This is a genomic window from Methylobacterium sp. Leaf123 (assembly GCF_001423405.1).
Classification (GTDB): Bacteria; Pseudomonadota; Alphaproteobacteria; order Rhizobiales; family Beijerinckiaceae; genus Methylobacterium.
This window is the reverse complement of the sequence record NZ_LMNS01000001.1, coordinates 486,000-503,380: the sequence shown is the minus strand read 5'-3', so window position 1 is coordinate 503,380 and position 17,381 is coordinate 486,000. Positions and strand designations below refer to the sequence as shown.

23 protein-coding genes are annotated in these 17,381 nt (G+C 63.7%); 19 read left to right on the top strand and 4 right to left on the bottom strand.

Annotated features, from left to right (window positions below; genetic code table 11):
- The first annotated feature begins 125 nt into the window (after positions 1 to 125).
- The 3 genes from ASF53_RS02145 (at position 126) to ASF53_RS02140 (ending at position 2,069) form a co-directional block, all read left to right on the top strand.
- Complete coding sequence (locus tag ASF53_RS02145; protein ID WP_286134055.1) at positions 126 to 569, top strand: hypothetical protein; 444 nt, start codon at positions 126 to 128, stop codon at positions 567 to 569.
- A gap of 76 nt (positions 570 to 645) precedes the next feature.
- Positions 646 to 975: a hypothetical protein gene (locus ASF53_RS25510; protein WP_156635332.1), complete on the top strand. Its 330-nt coding sequence runs from the start codon at positions 646 to 648 to the stop codon at positions 973 to 975.
- Positions 972 to 2,069 carry an ImmA/IrrE family metallo-endopeptidase gene (locus tag ASF53_RS02140; RefSeq protein ID WP_156635330.1) on the top strand — a complete coding sequence of 366 codons (1,098 nt, stop codon included), beginning with the start codon at positions 972 to 974 and terminating at the stop codon, positions 2,067 to 2,069. The genes ASF53_RS25510 and ASF53_RS02140 overlap by 4 nt, the downstream gene beginning before the upstream one ends.
- Before the next feature lie 19 nt (positions 2,070 to 2,088).
- Here ASF53_RS02140 and ASF53_RS02135 read toward each other — a convergent pair whose 3' ends face one another.
- Both ASF53_RS02135 and ASF53_RS02130 read right to left on the bottom strand, forming a co-directional pair.
- Positions 2,089 to 3,021: an alpha-glutamyl/putrescinyl thymine pyrophosphorylase clade 3 protein gene (locus ASF53_RS02135; RefSeq protein WP_286134054.1), complete on the bottom strand. Its 933-nt coding sequence runs from the start codon at positions 3,019 to 3,021 to the stop codon at positions 2,089 to 2,091.
- Positions 3,014 to 3,997 (bottom strand): thymidylate synthase, encoded by a 984-nt coding sequence (locus ASF53_RS02130; protein ID WP_286134053.1) that lies wholly within the window; start codon positions 3,995 to 3,997, stop codon positions 3,014 to 3,016. The genes ASF53_RS02135 and ASF53_RS02130 overlap by 8 nt, the downstream gene beginning before the upstream one ends.
- 847 nt (positions 3,998 to 4,844) lie before the next feature.
- Between ASF53_RS02130 and ASF53_RS02125 the strand changes: the two genes are divergently transcribed.
- Positions 4,845 to 5,585: a hypothetical protein gene (locus tag ASF53_RS02125; RefSeq protein WP_156635328.1), complete on the top strand. Its 741-nt coding sequence runs from the start codon at positions 4,845 to 4,847 to the stop codon at positions 5,583 to 5,585.
- Here ASF53_RS02125 and ASF53_RS02120 read toward each other — a convergent pair.
- The gene (locus ASF53_RS02120; protein WP_056193008.1) at positions 5,507 to 5,836 is read right to left on the bottom strand and encodes a hypothetical protein; all 330 of its coding nucleotides are present in this window, start codon (positions 5,834 to 5,836) and stop codon (positions 5,507 to 5,509) included. The genes ASF53_RS02125 and ASF53_RS02120 overlap by 79 nt on opposite strands.
- A 313-nt stretch (positions 5,837 to 6,149) precedes the next feature.
- Between ASF53_RS02120 and ASF53_RS02115 the strand changes: the two genes are divergently transcribed.
- The 5 genes from ASF53_RS02115 to ASF53_RS02095 all read left to right on the top strand — a co-directional run bounded on the left by ASF53_RS02115 (position 6,150) and on the right by ASF53_RS02095 (position 8,335).
- A complete protein-coding gene (locus ASF53_RS02115; RefSeq protein WP_056193005.1) occupies positions 6,150 to 6,419 on the top strand; it encodes a hypothetical protein in 270 nt (89 codons plus the stop codon).
- A complete protein-coding gene (locus ASF53_RS02110) occupies positions 6,416 to 6,619 on the top strand; it encodes a hypothetical protein (protein ID WP_056193002.1) in 204 nt (67 codons plus the stop codon). The genes ASF53_RS02115 and ASF53_RS02110 overlap by 4 nt, the downstream gene beginning before the upstream one ends.
- Positions 6,620 to 6,731: 112 nt before the next feature.
- Positions 6,732 to 7,697 (top strand): site-specific integrase, encoded by a 966-nt coding sequence (locus ASF53_RS02105; RefSeq protein ID WP_056192999.1) that lies wholly within the window; start codon positions 6,732 to 6,734, stop codon positions 7,695 to 7,697.
- A gap of 18 nt (positions 7,698 to 7,715) precedes the next feature.
- Positions 7,716 to 7,937, top strand: a complete 222-nt coding sequence (locus ASF53_RS02100; RefSeq protein ID WP_056192996.1) for a hypothetical protein — start codon at positions 7,716 to 7,718, stop codon at positions 7,935 to 7,937.
- Positions 7,934 to 8,335: a hypothetical protein gene (locus tag ASF53_RS02095; protein ID WP_056192994.1), complete on the top strand. Its 402-nt coding sequence runs from the start codon at positions 7,934 to 7,936 to the stop codon at positions 8,333 to 8,335. The genes ASF53_RS02100 and ASF53_RS02095 overlap by 4 nt, the downstream gene beginning before the upstream one ends.
- 55 nt (positions 8,336 to 8,390) lie before the next feature.
- On the opposite strand, the gene ASF53_RS25505 is transcribed toward ASF53_RS02095, so the two are convergent.
- Positions 8,391 to 8,849 carry a hypothetical protein gene (locus tag ASF53_RS25505; RefSeq protein WP_156635326.1) on the bottom strand — a complete coding sequence of 153 codons (459 nt, stop codon included), beginning with the start codon at positions 8,847 to 8,849 and terminating at the stop codon, positions 8,391 to 8,393.
- A gap of 588 nt (positions 8,850 to 9,437) precedes the next feature.
- On the opposite strand from ASF53_RS25505, the gene ASF53_RS02085 reads away from it, so the two are divergent.
- From ASF53_RS02085 to gp17, 10 genes are all read left to right on the top strand, one after another.
- Positions 9,438 to 9,893, top strand: a complete 456-nt coding sequence (locus ASF53_RS02085; RefSeq protein WP_056192988.1) for a phage terminase small subunit P27 family — start codon at positions 9,438 to 9,440, stop codon at positions 9,891 to 9,893.
- 15 nt (positions 9,894 to 9,908) lie between these two features.
- Complete coding sequence (locus tag ASF53_RS02080; RefSeq protein ID WP_056192985.1) at positions 9,909 to 11,660, top strand: terminase large subunit; 1,752 nt, start codon at positions 9,909 to 9,911, stop codon at positions 11,658 to 11,660.
- Positions 11,661 to 11,669: 9 nt separating this feature from the next.
- Positions 11,670 to 12,947 carry a phage portal protein gene (locus tag ASF53_RS02075; RefSeq protein WP_056192982.1) on the top strand — a complete coding sequence of 426 codons (1,278 nt, stop codon included), beginning with the start codon at positions 11,670 to 11,672 and terminating at the stop codon, positions 12,945 to 12,947.
- Entirely contained in the window at positions 12,922 to 13,704 is a 783-nt protein-coding gene (locus tag ASF53_RS02070; protein WP_056192979.1) for a head maturation protease, ClpP-related, read from the top strand. The genes ASF53_RS02075 and ASF53_RS02070 overlap by 26 nt, the downstream gene beginning before the upstream one ends.
- Before the next feature lie 76 nt (positions 13,705 to 13,780).
- Positions 13,781 to 15,034 carry a phage major capsid protein gene (locus ASF53_RS02065; protein WP_056192976.1) on the top strand — a complete coding sequence of 418 codons (1,254 nt, stop codon included), beginning with the start codon at positions 13,781 to 13,783 and terminating at the stop codon, positions 15,032 to 15,034.
- Between the two features lie 66 nt (positions 15,035 to 15,100).
- Positions 15,101 to 15,400, top strand: coding sequence for a hypothetical protein (locus tag ASF53_RS02060; RefSeq protein WP_056192974.1), 300 nt, complete (start codon positions 15,101 to 15,103; stop codon positions 15,398 to 15,400).
- A 45-nt stretch (positions 15,401 to 15,445) separates the two neighbouring features.
- Positions 15,446 to 16,096 (top strand): head-tail connector protein, encoded by a 651-nt coding sequence (locus tag ASF53_RS02055; protein ID WP_056192971.1) that lies wholly within the window; start codon positions 15,446 to 15,448, stop codon positions 16,094 to 16,096.
- Between the two features lie 3 nt (positions 16,097 to 16,099).
- The gene (locus ASF53_RS02050; RefSeq protein WP_056192967.1) at positions 16,100 to 16,429 is read left to right on the top strand and encodes a head-tail adaptor protein; all 330 of its coding nucleotides are present in this window, start codon (positions 16,100 to 16,102) and stop codon (positions 16,427 to 16,429) included.
- The gene (locus tag ASF53_RS02045; RefSeq protein ID WP_056192963.1) at positions 16,426 to 16,968 is read left to right on the top strand and encodes an HK97 gp10 family phage protein; all 543 of its coding nucleotides are present in this window, start codon (positions 16,426 to 16,428) and stop codon (positions 16,966 to 16,968) included. Before ASF53_RS02050 ends, ASF53_RS02045 begins: the two co-directional genes overlap by 4 nt.
- Positions 16,965 to 17,372 (top strand): tail completion protein gp17, encoded by a 408-nt coding sequence (gene gp17 / locus ASF53_RS02040; RefSeq protein WP_056192960.1) that lies wholly within the window; start codon positions 16,965 to 16,967, stop codon positions 17,370 to 17,372. The genes ASF53_RS02045 and gp17 overlap by 4 nt, the downstream gene beginning before the upstream one ends.
- Positions 17,373 to 17,381 lie beyond the last annotated feature (9 nt).

Genomic DNA, 17,381 nt, shown 5'->3' with positions numbered 1-17,381 from the left:
TTGCGCTCGGCGTACAGTCTGCCGCGGACCTCGCAAAGGAAATCATCTAATCGCACCCATTGCTAAGGGTCCAAGAAGAAGAATGGCAGCCTGGGGATCGCGTGTGGATACCGCCAGCGCGACGCTTGAACCGTTTTGATATCCTAGAAATGGTATTGCTTCGTGATATAAGCCTACCAAAGTTCAAGGGGGGCGAGGTGACCACGGAAATTGTTTCCTATCAGCTTCAAGTCGAAAAGTGGCTTGAAGCCTGCTTCCCGCAGTCTATCCGACTCGATCGTAATGAGCGCACACATCGTTTCTTAGAAGAGGCGTTAGAATTAGCCCAAGCTAACGGATGCACGCGCGCCGACGCCGTGGCGCTCGTTGATTACGTTTTTAGGCGCCCGTCTGGCCAGCCGGTCCAAGAAGTCGGCGGAGTACTGGTGACTTTGGCTGCCCTTTGCAGCGCTTCCGGCATCAACATGGCCGAGGCGGGCGAGCAGGAGCTGGATCGAAACTGGGACCGAATTGACCAGATCCGCGCCAAGCAACAGTCAAAGCAGCAGGGATCACCGCTGCCTCAATGATGCTACGGGACGAACGGTCGCCAGTATATCGGCACATACTTCGCGTCGATAACGATCACGCGGGAGATATCGCGCGTTGATCAATATTTCTTTCGAAGATGACGCGCTGCACGATCTGTGCGTTAATTTGGAGCGCGCCGAGCACACGCTTGGAACCGTTAGCGCAGGCGCATTGATTAATTTAATATCTGACGCCAATGCTTTCGAAAACGCTCATGAGTTGATTGACTTCTTAAGCGAGGACGCTGAGATTTCTGTGCACGATTCTCTTATCGTGGCGATTGGTTCAGACTACCGCGCGACCCTCGTTGTAGTCGGAACGCGCTTCGGTCGGAATGCTGACGGACGGATCGTTTGGGCCAGTGTGACCCGATTGAAGCTAGTTGCAATTTCGAGGTGCCCGTGAAGCAGGGACATGAGTTCACGCCCGACTGGTTTTCGATGCCCGGCGACTCGCTGCGTGCGTTGATGCTCAGGCGTGGCTTGGCGGCAAAGGATGTTGCCGATCATTTGCACGGGGGGATGGCTACGTTACGTAGCCTTCTTGATGGCACTGGATCCGTCGATGAGCGGCAGGCAGCGGCTTTGGCCGAGCACCTCGGCGGCACCGTTTCGTTCTGGCTGAAAAGACAGAAAAACTACGAGGTAGCTCTCGAGCGCGCAGTCGATCTTGCCGTCGCATCTGAGGGTGACGACTGGCTTTTGCTACCGGTTCCAGGGGAAAGGCCGCGCGGCCGACTCTCGGCAGAAAAGCGTCGTGCTGAGGTGCAGCGTCGGCTTAAATTCTTTAATGTTGGTACGTTGAAGGCTTGGCAAGCACGCTACGGGCGGATCTGCTCCGATACGCTATTTAGAAAATCCGCCGCGTTCACTTCTGACGACGCTGCAATTTTGATGTGGCTACGCATGGGCGAGCTATCTGCCGATCTAGTTGACACCCGCTCGTGGAGCGCTGGCAACTTACAAGATCGGTTGGACGAAATCCGCAAGCTATCTAAAGTCAAACACCCAAATCTGTTCCTACCGAAGCTAAGGGAGTTGTGCTCCGAAGCAGGTGTCGCTGTCGTTGCTAAACGGGCACCGCTGGGTTGCCCAGCCTCTGGAGCAAGCCGCATGATCGGGCCAGATAAGGCGATGATCCTACTTAGCTTTCGCGGCCTGTCTGACGACAAATTTTGGTTCACTGTTTTCCACGAGATTGGGCACCTTCTGCTGCATGGAGCGTGTGCATTCGTCGACGCAGACATGGATGATGGCGACGAAGTTGAACGGGAGGCTAATCAGTTTGCATCACGCTGCATCGTACCTAATAATAATGTCGACGAATTCGAGCAACTAGAACCAGCTCGCGAAAAAGTTGTGCGGTTTAGTGTAAGAGTTGGCGTAGCACCTGGCTTGACCGTTGGCCAAATGCAACACCGGGGAATGATCCGGCAAGACCAGCTTAATTATCTAAAGCGTCGATGGAAGTGGGAGCAGGTTGATCATCTGCTAGACTGAGCACGGCAGAGCGGGCATACTAACCCTTGTAATGTATAAAGCGCTGTGGACTTTTCTGCCAGTTGCACAGCGCGTCTTCCATCACCTCCATACCGACCTTAAGCCTGACATCTAGGTCATTGAGTTTTTGTTGAAGTACGTGGTTAGCCGAATTGCTGATCGGGTTTCCGTCAAATAAGAGTCGCGCACCTCTACCGGGCCCAGTAGCGCCATCGAGATACGCTGAGCCAGCCGCAATCGGTGCAAGACCGTATCGGCCTATCAGAGAAAGATAATCAAATTTTGCAAGCCGCCCAAATGATATGATCTTCATTCGATGGTACATGTAATCGAATATGGTTTGGGGGTTATTACCCGCGGCACGCACACTGCTGACAAAAAAGGCTTTATGACCTTCTGGGCCAATCCATTGCAAGTAATCAGCTACTGCACGCGACATGGAGCGATTGGCTGTTGGTCTTAGACTTTCATACTTTCGATGGTTTCCAAAAGCGCCGCGTATACCATCCCAATTGACAGCAATCCATTCATAGAATGCTGCTGGGTCAGCGGTTACGGTCGGCCAATCCCATATTCCAGCGCCGCGGCGACCATAAACATCCTGCAGCCGCAGCCAACCGGTATCTGGGCGACGCGCGAAGTGTGTCATCAGGAATATCAACCAGCCAGCCTCATCTATATTAGCCTGCTGCATATGGAAGGCCACAGCGCGTTCCGCGTCGAATGCAGGGTGGTTCGGATTCGACCGATACGCTGAGATCGGTTTAGCTTGGACGTGGCGATAGTAATCCTCGCGCCGGAGGCTTGCAATAAACTGAAGGGCCAGTGTCTCGACGGAAGCTTGGTCAGGCAACCCTTTTAGGGCGCGCGGTGCCTTTGCGGCATTGAGCTCGTTGATAATGCGCAGTCGTTCTACTTCTCTGGACGGCCACACTTTTGTCACCTCAACCATTCGTTGCGATAATTTCGCCGATGCCTGCAGTTTTACGCCTTTTTGCCGTGAGGTGCATCCTGCCGTCGACGTAAGGGCGAAGGGTTTTTGTAAAAAGTTCTGCGCGTAATTCCTTTAGGCGGCCCGGATAATCGACCTCCCACTCTCGCGCCCAAAAAACTTGCAAGAACCGCACAATGTCAGCCCAGTATTGATCGCCCATTTCTTTAGATGCATCGAGCGCTTCGCCTGCTCGCAGACGGCTTTCCACATCAAGTAACTTTGCTATCAGCGAAAACGGGTTGCCAGTTGGCATTGGCGGCATTTCGATGGTCTGCTGAACACCCTCTTCTACATAAGCGCGCATGTCGTCCAACTTCTTATTATAGACATGCATACTACCGACATATTGCATATATTCACCTATCTCGACGCCCAGACGTCGAGCCATCATTTCTTGGATCATCGTAAAACAAAAAACGTCGTGAGGCAGCCCGAAATAAGCATCGTTAGACCTCATCGTAGCAGACATATGCAATAGATCGCCCCGCATATGAAACTGCAACGTTGTAGTGCAGGGAATTTCTTTGTGGTGAGTGGCGATGTCTTCGGCGTTGAAAATCTGAATTACAGCGCGACGAGAGCCGGGACGCTGTTTCAACAAATTTTCAATGCTGCCAAACTGATCAATGCCGTCCCGCATTCGCGTAAGCCTTGGGCCGTAGGCGCCTTCGAGGAGCCCACCCACAGCATCTTCAGCGTAGCGTGGAACATATGGTGCGATAAAGTCTAATGTGTCTGACCCGGAAAGATACCAAAGCAACTCGCCAAGGGCGCTAAATGGTTTGCCCCGATTTTCCGATCGGCTAATACGGGCGCGTGGCTTCGATATGCGGAGTGATACGCCAAGAATTTCAAGGTTGGCTCCCCGTGTCCCACCCTGCGATTGGCCTTGCTCAAGCAATGTACGATACAGTCTATGCAGTACAGCATCCAAACTTTGACCCTCTATCTGCACGCCATCCCCCGCTCTTTCTCCTCAGCAGTGTGAGGCCACCTGATACAACTCAGATGCGAAAAATGACCCTAGGTCAACGGAAAATTTTCGGATCCAATGGAATTCGTCCTGCTCAAAGCTATCCGGATTGGGCATCTATAACTCCTCGATACCTCCCATCACCACGAAGTCATATCGAAATTATCATTCGATGTATTTTCATTATAATTGATCCTCCATTGCAAATATCGTTATTTAAATGATCGGTGCGCGATAAAGTCATATTGTGTGGTTTATCTCAAATTTAGCTACGCAAGCTTCGTCGGCAAATAAATATTGTCAGTTTCGTACAAATTTGCACTGCTTTGCATTTGATACCCGTATTGAGCGTGCCCGGTGACTGAACCACGTTCAACGGGTGGAGGCGCCGCAACGACTTACCATTGCCCTCAACGTTCGATCTAGTAGCGGTGGTAGTCTTCAGGTGTGCTGCAAGCGATGTCGATGGCGAAGGAAGAGGTCGCACGATGGATGATCATAGCGCAGCAAGCCGACCGGCGCTTGCCGAATCCGTGGCACGATAAGCCGCTCCAGTGGCCTGATCGCTTCGTTGCAGATCCCGATCAGAGGCGAACGGTGAAGCTTTGGGTGTGGTGCGAGGCTAGAGGCGAATCTTTCCGCGCTGTTTGCCGCCAGCGCGGCCTGCCCTACACCACGGCGCTACGCCACCGGCAAGCCGCAATACAGCGGATCACGACGCTACTTAACCTTGAGCATTCGCTCGATAGCGACAGCAGCTTAGGAGTTAGAAGCGGTGCTGCTTTGGCCACTTGACAGTGGTGCGGCCATGCTCGACCCCTCCAAAACAGGCAGCAACACGACTGCCTTAATAGGGGTGCTTCCGGTGTCCGGTCGTCGCAAGTCCAAGTCTGTTACGCTCGCCGGCAAGGCGGCGTTGAAGCAAGTTCCCACGCACACTCTTTCAGAGAACGGCCCGACGCCGGAACGGCTGATGCAGGCCGGTGTCACCGTGGCGATGCATATCGGCACGCGCCGGACACAGATCATCGGAAAGGCGTCGCCCTTTGGCATCGACGGCGTGATTCGCTTCGCCTCGGCGCCGCTCGACCGGCTCCATTCCCGCGGGCGCCTCGATGACGATGGCGCGCGCAACAGCCAGCTCCACGATGCCGGCGACAAGCTCCGCAACCACTACTATCTCGGTGGCCTATCCGGCTTTGCCGCGAACGACCTGAACAGCACGGGCGGCGGACACCCGTCCAGCCGCGTGCCGATCTCCGAGACGATGGAAAGCAACCGGCGCGCGCTGCGCCTCGCCGAGGCCGCGATGCACGCGGGCGACTGGAAGGTGGTCAACGCCGTGGTCTGCCTCGAGGCGGATCTCGAAGAGGCGGGTCGGGAGGTGGGCTGCAACAACGTCCACGCCGCCAATGCCGTCGCCCTCGATCGACTGCGCCGCGGCCTCGGCGCGCTCGCCGAGCTGTGGGGCTACTCGCCGCCGCAGCGGCCGACGCCGTCGGCGCCCAAGGCCGACAACGAGGCGGGCTCTTCCGCCGCGGTCGCCTGACACGCCGACGGCCCATGGCCGGTCGGGGGTGAGCTGTGCGCCATGGTGTAGAAGTGCTCGCGGCGACAGGTCACGACCTCGGCGACACCGTCGATCGCCTCCATCAGCTTCGAGACGGAGGCGTAGAACGGATCGTTGATCGGCCCCCGCGCCTGCATCCCGACGCAGGACGTGCGCAGCTCGCCGGCCTTCGCCAGGAAGCTTAGTTTGTCTTCCTCGGACAGGAAGCGTTTGGAGCGGCGGCGGGACATGAGAACAAACGTAGCACGCCGAACCGGGGCCGGCGAGGCTTGCCCGGCCGGGCGACCGGCGGCATGGTAGGCGCCTCCATCGTTGGTTCACATCTCGATTGCGAAGCGGGTCGGGCCTGGCACTGAATCCATCGGTTGGCTCGGCCCGCTTCATCGTTCGACGCGTGGATTGACGACTGCGCAGTCGAACCGCTACATTTCGGCCGACTGAGGAATCGCGCCCCGGGCCGGAGACGGCCGCGGGGCGCTTCCGTTTCCAGCCCACGCGCCGCCCGATCGGGCCGAGCGCCCGGGCCAGCCTCACAGCATCACCATGATCGACCTCTCGGCCCTCGCCGGCGAGCTGGACGCGCTTGTGCGCGACGGCCGACGCATCCGCCTGGGCGACCGGAACTTCGAGCGCCCGCACGCCGAGCTGGACGAGTTGCTCGGCCGGTTGCAGCAGCTCGCCGACGGCGTGCGCGTCGGCTTGCCCGAGCACCAGATCGCCGCGAACGACATCGGTGCGACCGTGTTGCCGGCCTCCGTCATCACCGGCCGCGGCCAGGTGATCGTGTGCACTACGCGGAGGCCAAGGCGATGAGCCGGGGGCTTCCTCGCCTCGACCGGTCGAGCCTGCCGCGCACGATCGAGGAATGCGAGCGCTACCTCGGCACCCACTATCCGGGGCAACGCTCGATGCTGACGACGCCCGAAGCCGTCCGCGCCGCCTACGCCGTGGCGCGCGAGGCCGAGCGGGTCCGCGCGATCCGCTTGAGCCTGGGCTCGCGGGATTTGGACTGAGCCAAACCGGGCCAAATCGACCCCCAAATTTCCGGCATAGGCCGGCTCGGCGCCGATGAGCGCGGATGCACGATAACTGCCGTTCTCAGGCATCCGATCGGAGCCTAATCGGATGCACGATAATCTTCCGGCGCCGATCTCCGGCGGTGCGGTGGCCGTCGGCGCGCTCCAGGACCTCGACCAGGCCGTCCGCGGCTTCGCGGCAGCGTCCAGGTCGTCTGCGACCCAGCGGGCCTACGCGAGCGACTGGCGCGATTTCGAGGCCTTCTGCCTGGGACACGGGCTCACGGCCTGCCCGGCGCTCGGCCTCACGGTCGCGCGCTACCTCACCCATCTGGCCGGGCTCGGCCGGAACGTCTCCACGATCAACCGGCGCACCGCCGCGATCGCGCTGGCGCATCGGATGCAGGGCTACGACAGCCCGACCGGGCGCGAGGACGTGCGCCAGGTCCTCGCCGGCATCCGCAACACCCTCGGGCGTCGGCCGAACAAGAAGAAGGCCCTGACGGTCGACCTCGTCGTCCAGGTCATCCGCAAGACGCGGGGCCAGGACCTGGCCGCGGTTCGCGACCGGGCGCTGATCCTGTTGGCGTTCGGGGCAGCGCTCCGGCGCTCCGAGTTGGTCGCCCTCGACGTTCCGGACATCGAGCGCCACCGCAAGGGCCTGCTGATCCGGCTCCAGCGGTCGAAGACGGACCAAGCCGGCAAGGGCCAGACGATTTCGGTGCCGGACGGCAAGCTGAAGGTGCCGGCCGCGGTCGATGCCTGGCTGAAGACCTCCGGCATCACAGAGGGCGCGGTGTTCCGGGGCGCCGATCGCGGCAAGCTCTCGGCCGACCGGCTCAGCGCCGGCCAGTTCGCCCGCATCCTCAAGGCCCGGTGCGAGGCCGCCGGGCTCGATCCGAACGTCATCGGCGGTCACTCGACCCGCCGGGGCTTCGCCACATCCGCCGGCGATGCCGGCGCCGATCTCCGGCACACCGCCCGGCAGATGCGGCACGCCAAGCTCGAAACGACCCTCGGCTACATCGAGGACGGCGAGCTGTTCAGGAACCACGCCGGCGACGGCTTCCTCTGACATCTCCGGGAATCGCCTGTGACACAGCGAGCCAACGCGTCGGCGACGAAGGTCGCCGGGGCGCACGTCGACGTGGGCGAGACCATCCTGGCCAAGCGCCAACTCCCCTGCATCTGCCCACATCAGCACACGGACGGGACGGCCCGCACGGTGGGCTACTCGACGTGCCGCGGCATCGTCACCGAGCGGGTGAAGTGCGAGGGCTGTCCCCGCACCTGGACGCGGGTCAACGTCCGATGAGGCGCCAGCTCGCCTGGCTCCAGGTTCGCAGCGACCTGCAGGCCGACCGCGTTACGCCCCCGGAGATCCGGGAGGAGCGCCTGCGGGGCTGTAACCTCGATCGACCGGGCTCGGTCAGACTGAGCGCCTGGCGGGGCCGATCCGGTCGCCGCTACGTCGTCCAGGTGCACGAGCTGGACCTCCATTGGCCCGTGCGCGCCGGCGCCGGGCTCGCCTTCGCCGTCGAGCGCCCGGCCGACGGGCTCGCCCGCATCGTCGACGTCGCTCCGGACTCGGCAGGCCCATCCTGGCGCGGCCGGGCCTGGGACGCCGGGGCGCGCGAGCTGCACGTCTACATCCTCGTCGACGACGAGGCGGGCCGCGCCGAGGTGGCGCTCGATCTCATGCCGGATAGATGAGGGGCGATATACCGATGCCCAGACGGGCACTTAGCCGTGAAACCACCTGCTATGGTTACTGACCTGCATTAGGCAGTAACGGCGTGACATTCGATGGCGGCGTCGGCGTAGGCTTGGCATGACTATAGCTAAGAACGAAGTTCTCGATAGCTCGGTTGAACACGATGACAGAAACCGATGTAAGCGAGGCAATCATCACTAATATAACGTAGTAGATAATGTTTGCTCGCTTTATTTTCGATGGAAATGGCGACCATCGCTCGGCGAGAGCGCCCGTTACGTGCAAGACGAAAGCTCCATAAAGAAACAACGATAGCAAGAATACAAATACATTTCCTGTTGACTTATAAGCAAAACTGACTGTTGCTATAACTAGAGAGTTTTTCATTACATCAAATATGTCTTTGGCTATCTCTTTAAGAAATTTCGCCTTTTTCTGTCGTTCATCCAGATCTGCGATTTCATGGAATATTTTATTTTTGAAAAGTTCCTTCATCGGATCCCATTTGGTCATGTTGATCGACCTCCCTGTCGACTTACTCTTCGGAATACGATCCTGACTCAGATGAGCGCCCGGTTAGGTCACAATCCTGTTAGCTACGTCTGAGGATGTTAGTCAAATTGCCCAAGCGACCGCCTGTACACAAAGCTTCTGGCGCCAGGACGCCAGAGGAAGCGAAGGCAGCGTCCAAGCGCTACCACGATGCGCAGAGGCGCAGAGGCGCCGGGGAAGCCCCTGGCGCCTCTGGTACGGCCTAGCGGCTTGGAAGGCCGCTCGGCTCGCGCAGTTGGCCTTACAGCCGCTTTGCGAGCGGCATCTTGCCCGCGACCAGGTGGTGCCGGCGACGGTGGTCAACCACCGTCGTCCCCATCGTGGTGATTGGGGTCTCTTTATCGATCCCGAGAACCACGAGAGCGTGTGCAAGGCCTGCCACGACGGGGAGATCCAGCGCGAGGAAGCACAGCTCCGCGCTTCGGAGAAGCGGTTCAAGTAGCCACCCCCGGGGGCGGGTCAAAAGTCTGAGGCAAACCGGGCCAAGACCGGTTGTTTAGTCTCCTTTTCGCGCGTGCGATTTGGAGACAAAAAGTTGAGGGTCCGGAGATGGCGGGTCGCAAGCGCAAACCGGATGCGCTGAAGCAACTCGCGGGCACTGCGCAGCCCTGCCGCATGAACCCTGATGCGCCGACGGCGAGCGAGGGTGAGGCCGAGGCGCCGGAATGGTTGAGTGAGCGCGCGGCGGAGATCTTCGACCAGCTCACCGCCATCATCGCCGGAATGGGGATCGCATCTCCCGACGATACGGCGATGTTGTCGATGCTGGCGTCCCGCCTCGAGGAGGTGGAGGTCTGCACCGCGGTGATCGAAGACCTGGGCCGCGTCTACACCTCGGAGACGAAGAGCGGGACCATGGTGCGCGGGCGGCCCGAGGTCGCCATGCGCAGCGAGGCGATGCGGCACGCACAGTCGCTGCTTTCCGAGTTCGGGCTGTCGCCGGCGGCGCGCTCGAAGGTCTCGGCCGTCACACCGCCCGAGTCCAACCCATTCAACGATCTCTGAGGCAGGCGCGGGTGCATGACGACGGGGTGCCCGCACGTCGCGGCTGCGCACGGCTATGCGCGCGGCGTGGTCGCCGGCACGATCCCGGCCTGCAAATGGATCGTGCTCGCCTGCCGTCGGCACCTCGACGATCTCGTCAAACAGTACGTCGATGGGTTCCCGTACCGCTTCGACGAGCGGAAGGCCTCGAAGGTTTGCAAGTTCGTCCAGCTCCTGCCCCACACTAAGGGGAAGTGGGCTCGCAAGGCCGAGCGGCTGAAGCTCGAACCCTGGCAGTTGTTCAAGACGGCCGCGATCTTCGGATGGGTCCGGAAGTCCGACGGTCTGCGCCGGTATCGCAAGGTGTTCCTCCTCATCCCGAGGAAGAACGCCAAGAGCACCTGGGCCGCCGGCATCGCCCTCTACCTGTTCGCCGCCGACGGCGAGCACGGTTCCGAGGTCTATTCCGGCGCCACGTCGGAGAAGCAGGCCTGGGAGGTGTTCCGCCCGGCCAAGCTGATGGCGCAGAAGACGCCGCAGCTCATCTCCGCGTTCGGGATCTCGGTCAACGCCAAGAACCTGCACATCCTCGGCAACGGCTCGCGGTTCGAGCCGATGATCGGCACGCCGGGCGATGGCTCCTCGCCCTCATGCTCGGTCCACGACGAGTATCACGAGCACGAGACCGACGTGCAGGTGGACACGATGGAAACCGGCATGGGCGCGCGCGAGCAGCCCTTGCTGGTCATCATCACCACCGCCGGCGACAACCTCGCCGGCCCCTGCTACGCGCTGCAGCTCGAAGCGCAGAAGGTGCTCGAAGGCGTCCTCGACGATCCCGAGCTGTTCTCGCTGATCTACACGGTCGATCCCGACGACGATTGGACGTCGGATCTGGCCTTGCGCAAGGCCAACCCGAACTTCGACGTTTCGGTCTCGGGCGAATACTTACAGACCCGCCAGCGCGCGGCACGCAACAACGCCCGCAAGGCCGGCGTCTTCAAGACCAAGCACCTCAATGTGTGGGTGCAGTCGCGGGCGGCCTACTTCAACGTCCAGCGCTGGATGGAGAGCGCCCGGCCCGGGCTGAAGATCGAGGACTTCAAGGGTCAGCCCTGCCGGGTCGGCATGGACCTGGCATCCAAGGTCGATATCGCGGCTTTGGAGGTGATCTTCGAGCTATCTCGCTGCGATTGCCCGGCCGCTGCCGAGCTGCGCGAGGCCGGGTTCCAGTACGCACGCTTCGGGCTCTACTTCCTGCCCGAGGCCGCGATCGAGGCCGGCGAGGCCGAGCACTACCGCGGCTGGCGCGACGCTCCGGAATCCTGGATCACCCAGACCGACGGCGAGATGATCGACTACTTCGAGATCCTCGACGCGATCGCGGGGCAGGAGGGCGAGGACGGCCAGCGTCACGGTGGCCTGCGCGGCGACTACCAGCTCGAAGAGGTGGCGTTCGATCCGGCACAGGCGACCATGCTGGTCACGGCGCTGACGAACGAAGGAATTCCCTGCATCGAGGTCCGGCCGCTGGTGCTGAATTTCAGCGAGCCGATGAAGCAGATGGACGGGTTGATCCGCTCGCGGGCGATCGCCCACGCGGCCGATCCCGTCTTCACCTGGATGCTGTCCAACGTCGTCGCCAAGCCCGACGCGAAGGACAACGTCTATCCGCGCAAAGAGCGCGCGGAGAACAAGATCGACGGCCCCGTGGCGCACATGATGGCGCTGGCCCGGCACATGTCGGGTGAGGAGCAGGGCCGCAGCAAGGGCTTCATCGACTATTGAGGAGGCCCGATGGCCTGGTCATTGTTCGGCCGGCGCCGCAAGGCCGAGGCCGCTTCCGTCGAAGCATCGACGTCGTTCGTGTCCTCGGACGCAGAGGCCTGGGACCGGATGCTTCCCGGTGGCCTCGGCGGCTCCATCTCGCCGGCGACGGCGATGCGCCACTCGGCGGTCTACCGGTGCGTGTCGATCCTGGCCTTCGCCTCGGCGATGCTGCCGCTGAAGACGTATCGCGAGCTGGACGACGGCGATCGCGAAGGCGACTCCAGACCGCCGGCGGCCGACCTGCTCCGCATCCGCCCCAACCCGCGAATGTCGCGCACCATGTGGGTGCGCTCGACGATCGCGCAGATGCTCCTGGAGGGCAACGGGGTCTCCTGGATCGAGCGGCGCGCCTCGGGCGAACCCGTCGCGCTGTGGCCGGTGCCGTTCCACCGGGTCCGGATTAGCCTTCACAACGATCGGCTCCGCTACGGCCTCACGCTCGACGACGGCCGCGCCATCGTCTGTGATCAGGACGATGTGCTCCACGTTCCCGGCTCGGCCGAGTGGGACGGGCTGAAGGCGAAGACGCCGATCCAGGCGATGGGGAGCGCGGTCGGGCTCGGCATCGAGGCCGACCGGTTCGCGCGCAAGTATTTCGAGAACGACGCTACGCCGTCGGGGTACGTCAGCTATCCCGCCGGCGCCAAGATCGGCGCTCCCGAGAAGGAAGAGTTCCGCGGCTACTGGCGCCGGACCTTCGGTGGCGAGGGGCGGCACTCCGGCCCGGCCGTCCTCGACCAGGGCGGCGAGTACAAGGTCATCCCGATCTCGGCGCAGGACGCCCAGCTCCTCGATACCCGCCGGTTCCAGATCGAGGACATCGCCCGCATTTTCGGCGTACCGCGCTTCCTCCTCGGGATGGACGAAACGAGCTGGGGCTCGGGCATCGAGGCGCTCGGCATCGGCTTCGTCACCTACACCCTCGACCCGCACCTCTGCGCCATCGAGGACGAGGTCAACCACAAGCTCTACGGCCGCGGCCGTCCGGCCCGACCGGGCCCGAACGCGGCCCGCTACCTCGCCGAGTTCGACCGGGACGTCCTGGTGCGCGGCAACATCGAGAGCCGGTTCAAGGCGTACCGCCTGGCCCTCGGCGGCTCGTCCGGCCCGGGCTGGATGACCGCCAACGAGGTGCGCCGCAAGCAGAACGACCGCGCCAGGCCCGAGGGCGACACGCTCGCCACCTGGACCGGGCCGGCAAAGCAGGGATCGAGCGACGGTGAAGAAAATCCTCCAACTGCTTGAGGCCAACCGTGATCGGGGCAGCTTCCGCGTGAAGGCGGAAGAGGGCTCGGACGAGGCGACGATCTACGTCTACGGCGCGATCGGCGACTACTACGGCATCGACGCACAGACCTTCGTGCGCGAGCTGGCGGCGATCGAGGCCTCGACGATCCACCTCCGGATCAACAGCCCGGGCGGCGACGTGTTCGCGGCCCGCGCCATGAAGACGGCGCTCGAGCAGCACGCGGCAAAGGTGATCGCGCATATCGACGGGCTCGCGGCGTCGGCCGCGTCCTTCCTGATGCTCGCGGCCGACGAGATCGAGATCTCGGAGGGCGCCTTCGTGATGATCCACCTTCCGTGGACCTTCGCCGTCGGCAGCGCCGACGATCTGCGGGCGTCGGCCGCGGTGCTCGACAAGGTCGGCGAAGCGATCGTCGGCGACTATGTGCGCCGTACCGGTAAGGGCGCGGACGAGGTCCTGGCCTGGATGAAGGCCGAGACGTGGTTCACCGCTGACGAGGCCGTCGCCGAAGGCTTCTGCGATCGCAAGGCCGGCGAGACCGCCGCGCCCGCGGACCCGGAGCAGGAAGAGCCTCCGCAGGAGCCGGCCGAGCCGGATCAGGAGGCGCCTCCGGCGAGCAACCTGTTCGACCTCTCGGCCTACCGCAACGCCCCGCGCGCGCTGAAACAGCGGGCGCGCACCCACTTCGACGCGCTCGCCGCCGATCGGCAGCGTGCCGAAGCGCGACTCGCCCTGATCGAGCGCGCCGCCTGAAACGCCGGCGCGCCGGCTCCGCAGCATCCCGAGACACAGCCGCCCGAGGGCGGCATTTTTTTTGGAGAACAGGACGATGACGCAGTCCATTCAGGCCCTGCGCGAAGAGCGCGCCGCCAAGGCCCGCGAGGCCCGCAACATCCTGGAGAGCAAGACCGGCAAGGATTGGACCGAGGCGGTCAAGAACCAGGTCGACGGCATCTATGCCGATATCGACCGGCTCGACGATCAGATCTCGCGTCACGATCGCATCCTCACGATCGAGGATAGCCTGGAGCAGCGCGCCGGCGGCGTCGCCGATCGCGATGGCCGCTCGGTGGACGAGAACACGGCGATCCTGGCTCGCGAGAAGGGCATCTTCAATGCCTGGGCGCGTGGTGGTCACGAGGGCCTGGACGACGCGCAGCGCGCCCACGTGAAGGCTCGCCGCGACGAGGCCCAGCGCATCTACGGCGCGCAGTCCGTCGGCACCGGCTCGGCCGGCGGCTTCCTCGCCCCGCGCGACTTCTCGGCCACCATGCTGGAGCGCATGGCTGCGTTTGGCGGGATGCGCGAGGTCGCGCAGATCATCCAGACCGACTCCGGCAACGCGATCGACTACCCGACCGTCGACGAGACCGGCAGCGAGGGCGAGATCGTCGGCGAGAGCGTTGCGGCCAGCGCCGGCGACATCACCTTCGGCACCCTCGACATCGGCGCCTTCAAGTACTCGTCGAAGGTGGTGGTGGTACCGCTGGAGCTGCTGCAGGACAGCCGCATCGACATCGAGAGCTACGTCAACGTCGCCCTCGCCAACCGCATCGCCCGCGTCACCAACCGCCACTTCACCGTCGGCACTGGCGTGAACCAGCCGCGCGGCGCCGTGGTCGCGGCGGCCTCCGGCAAGGTCGGTCCCGCGGGCCAGCTCGCCAGCGTCACCTATGACGACCTAGTCGATCTGGAGCATTCGGTCGATCCGGCCTACCGGACCAACGGCCGCTACATGTTCCACGATCAGTCGCTGAAGGCGCTGAAGAAGCTGAAGGACGGCCAGGGCCGCCCGCTGTGGCGCCCGGGCGTGACCGGCGGCGATGCCAACGACATCCTCGGCTACGGCTACACCATCAACCAGCACATGCCGGTGATGGCGGCTTCCGCGAAGTCGATCCTGTTCGGCGACTTCAAGAAGTACCTGATCCGCGATGTCATGGCGGTGACGCTCTTCCGCTTCGCCGACAGCCGCTACCTCGAAAAGGGCCAGGTCGCCTTCCTGGCGTGGTCCCGGCACGACGGCGACCTGATCGACGCCTCGAACGACGCGCTGAAGACCTTCCAGCACGCCGCTTCCTGAGGCTCACCGCCGGGCGGTGCTGCACCGCCCGGCTCCCCTCCACCATCGTAAAATCGAGGCCGGACCATGAAGATCCGCATGTTGACCGCCATGGCCGGCGACGTCTCTTACGCGCACGGCGAAATCGTCACCGTTGAGGATCGCATCGGCGAGGCTTGGACCAAGGCTGGGATCGCCGAGGTGGCACCGACGGCCGCGGCATCGGAGAAGGCCGCCAAGGATCTCCGCGTCCGCGTCGCCGAGCTGGAGACCGCGCTCGCCGACGCCGAGGCCGACCGCGATGCCCTGCGCATCCAGGTCGCCGCCCTCGCGGAGCAGAACGCCGCGCTGACCTTGGCTGCGACCACCGGCGCCACAAACGCCTGATCGCCGTCCACGGCCCGCTCTGGCGATCCTACGGGTATTCCGGACATGTACCGCAACGCCTTCAGCAGCCGCCAGCCCGCGGCGCCGCTGGTCTATGTGCGCGTCACCCCGCCGACGGGCGATGTGGTCGCTCTCGCCCGGGCTCGCGCGCATCTCCGCCTCGACCCGGCCGACGCCGATCCCTTGGAGACCGATCTCCTTGAGGCAGCGATCGCCGGCGCGGTCGGGCACCTGGACGGTCGCGGCCAGGGTACGCTCGGGCGGGCGCTGCTGACCCAGAGTTGGCAGGCGACCGGCGATCGCCCGGCCGACGATGCAGCCGGCCGGATGCCGGGCTTCGTCTTGGAGCTTCCACCGCTACGCGAGGTGGAGAAGGTCGAGCGGCGTGTCAGCGGGCAGTATCAGGAGCTGCCGGCCGGCACATGGGAAACCGTGCGCCTCCCAGCCGAGCGGGTCGCCGTCATCCCCGCCGACGGCGCATCCTGGCCCGAGGCCGATTTCCACCCGGCCGCATGGCGCATCACGTTCGCAGCCGGCTACGGCACCGGCGACGACGTGCCGGCGCCCATCCGCGCCGCGATCCTGCTGATGGTCGCGGATCTCTACGACAACCGGGACGGCAAGACGCAAGCGAACCTCGTCGAGAACCCGACGGTCGAGCGTCTGCTCAATCCCTTCCGCGCCATCGGGGTCTGAGCCATGCAGGCGGGCCAGCTCGACCAGCGCGTCACCTTCATGCGGCGCGAGCGGGTGCCCGGCAAGCCGGCGGGGCGCGGCGACTTCATCGACCTGATGAAGGTCGCCTGCGCCTTCCGGCCGCTCTCGGGCCGGGCGCTCGCCGAGGCGGGTTCGCTCACCGACGCGATCGAGGGCAGCATTTGCGTGCGGGATACCGCCCGCACCCGCGGCCTCACCGTCGCCGATCGCGCCGTCATCGATGGCCGCGACATGGCGATCGAGTCGGTGCAGCCGTCCGACCGCTCGGGCTGGCTCTGGATCAAGGTGAGCCGCCGGAAGGCGTCGTCATGATCGGCGTCGGAGATCTCCTCTCCTTCGGCAAGATCGGCTGGGGCGCCGTCAGCGGCGTCGATGCCTTCGCCGAGGCGCTGGCGCAGTACAGCGTGAAGCTCGTGCTACGTTCGAAAAACATCGACGCGGAGGCGGCGGCCGACATCGTCGAGCGCGCGCAGGCCGCGGTCCCACGCGATAGCGGGCGACTGTTCGGAGGCATCCAGGCGCAGCTCGCCGACGACGTCTGGACGGTCACGGCGAGCGCGATCAACCCGCGCGGCCGGTTCGACATGGATTACGCCTTTCTCGTCGAGCACGGCACGCAGGCCGGCGTTCGGGGCGGTCGGCGGGGCGGCACCGTCCAGGTCGGCGGTCGCTCGCGCGCCGGCGCCTTCAACCCCGAGACCGGCCGGCGCTACCGCGTGGCGAACGCCAACCGGACATCCGCCCGCACCCACCCCGGCACCCAGCCGCAGCCGTACTTCTACCCCGCCGTCGACGCGGTGATGGAGGAGCGGGGCCAGCGCCAGGCCGAAACCCTGAACGAGTCGCTATGATCCCGGAACTCGCCCTTCGCGACGGCGTGATGGAGCTGCTGCGCGCCTCGCCCGAGGTCGCGGCCCTCGTCCAGGACAAGGTGTTCGACGGTGTCCCGAGCGACAACGACGCGGCCGAGCTGCCGTGGATCGCGATGGGTCCGATCAGCAGCCGGCCAGTGGATGCCGGCGAGGCCTACGGCTGGATCGTCACCCTGAAGGTGTTCGCGGAGTCGGCCGACTTCGACCGGACGCCGGCCTGGACGATCGCCCGGGCGGCGATCGCCGCCGTCGCCAAGGTGCAGCTCCCCGACGGGGACGTCTTCCTCGACGAGCTGAAGATCAACGGCGCCGGCGACGTCATCGACCCCGGCGCCATCAAGACCGTCTGGTTCGACGTCGCCTGCCTGATGGCGGCCGGCTGACCCCCTCCC

What these genes read in the sequence shown, in the direction of transcription:
- ASF53_RS02135 (WP_286134054.1), bottom strand. Translation starts at nt 3,021, where the DNA reads ATGGTTGAGGTGACAAAAGTGTGGCCGTCCAGAGAAGTAGAACGACTG.
- ASF53_RS02050 (WP_056192967.1), top strand. Translation starts at nt 16,100, where the DNA reads ATGCAGGCGGGCCAGCTCGACCAGCGCGTCACCTTCATGCGGCGCGAG.
- ASF53_RS02120 (WP_056193008.1), bottom strand. Translation starts at nt 5,836, where the DNA reads ATGTCCCGCCGCCGCTCCAAACGCTTCCTGTCCGAGGAAGACAAACTA.
- ASF53_RS25505 (WP_156635326.1), bottom strand. Translation starts at nt 8,849, where the DNA reads ATGACCAAATGGGATCCGATGAAGGAACTTTTCAAAAATAAAATATTC.
- ASF53_RS02110 (WP_056193002.1), top strand. Translation starts at nt 6,416, where the DNA reads ATGAGCCGGGGGCTTCCTCGCCTCGACCGGTCGAGCCTGCCGCGCACG.
- ASF53_RS02115 (WP_056193005.1), top strand. Translation starts at nt 6,150, where the DNA reads ATGATCGACCTCTCGGCCCTCGCCGGCGAGCTGGACGCGCTTGTGCGC.
- ASF53_RS02105 (WP_056192999.1), top strand. Translation starts at nt 6,732, where the DNA reads ATGCACGATAATCTTCCGGCGCCGATCTCCGGCGGTGCGGTGGCCGTC.
- ASF53_RS02085 (WP_056192988.1), top strand. Translation starts at nt 9,438, where the DNA reads ATGGCGGGTCGCAAGCGCAAACCGGATGCGCTGAAGCAACTCGCGGGC.
- ASF53_RS02125 (WP_156635328.1), top strand. Translation starts at nt 4,845, where the DNA reads ATGCTCGACCCCTCCAAAACAGGCAGCAACACGACTGCCTTAATAGGG.
- ASF53_RS02095 (WP_056192994.1), top strand. Translation starts at nt 7,934, where the DNA reads ATGAGGCGCCAGCTCGCCTGGCTCCAGGTTCGCAGCGACCTGCAGGCC.
- ASF53_RS02065 (WP_056192976.1), top strand. Translation starts at nt 13,781, where the DNA reads ATGACGCAGTCCATTCAGGCCCTGCGCGAAGAGCGCGCCGCCAAGGCC.
- ASF53_RS02060 (WP_056192974.1), top strand. Translation starts at nt 15,101, where the DNA reads ATGAAGATCCGCATGTTGACCGCCATGGCCGGCGACGTCTCTTACGCG.
- ASF53_RS02045 (WP_056192963.1), top strand. Translation starts at nt 16,426, where the DNA reads ATGATCGGCGTCGGAGATCTCCTCTCCTTCGGCAAGATCGGCTGGGGC.
- ASF53_RS02055 (WP_056192971.1), top strand. Translation starts at nt 15,446, where the DNA reads ATGTACCGCAACGCCTTCAGCAGCCGCCAGCCCGCGGCGCCGCTGGTC.
- gp17 (WP_056192960.1), top strand. Translation starts at nt 16,965, where the DNA reads ATGATCCCGGAACTCGCCCTTCGCGACGGCGTGATGGAGCTGCTGCGC.
- ASF53_RS02080 (WP_056192985.1), top strand. Translation starts at nt 9,909, where the DNA reads ATGACGACGGGGTGCCCGCACGTCGCGGCTGCGCACGGCTATGCGCGC.
- ASF53_RS02075 (WP_056192982.1), top strand. Translation starts at nt 11,670, where the DNA reads ATGGCCTGGTCATTGTTCGGCCGGCGCCGCAAGGCCGAGGCCGCTTCC.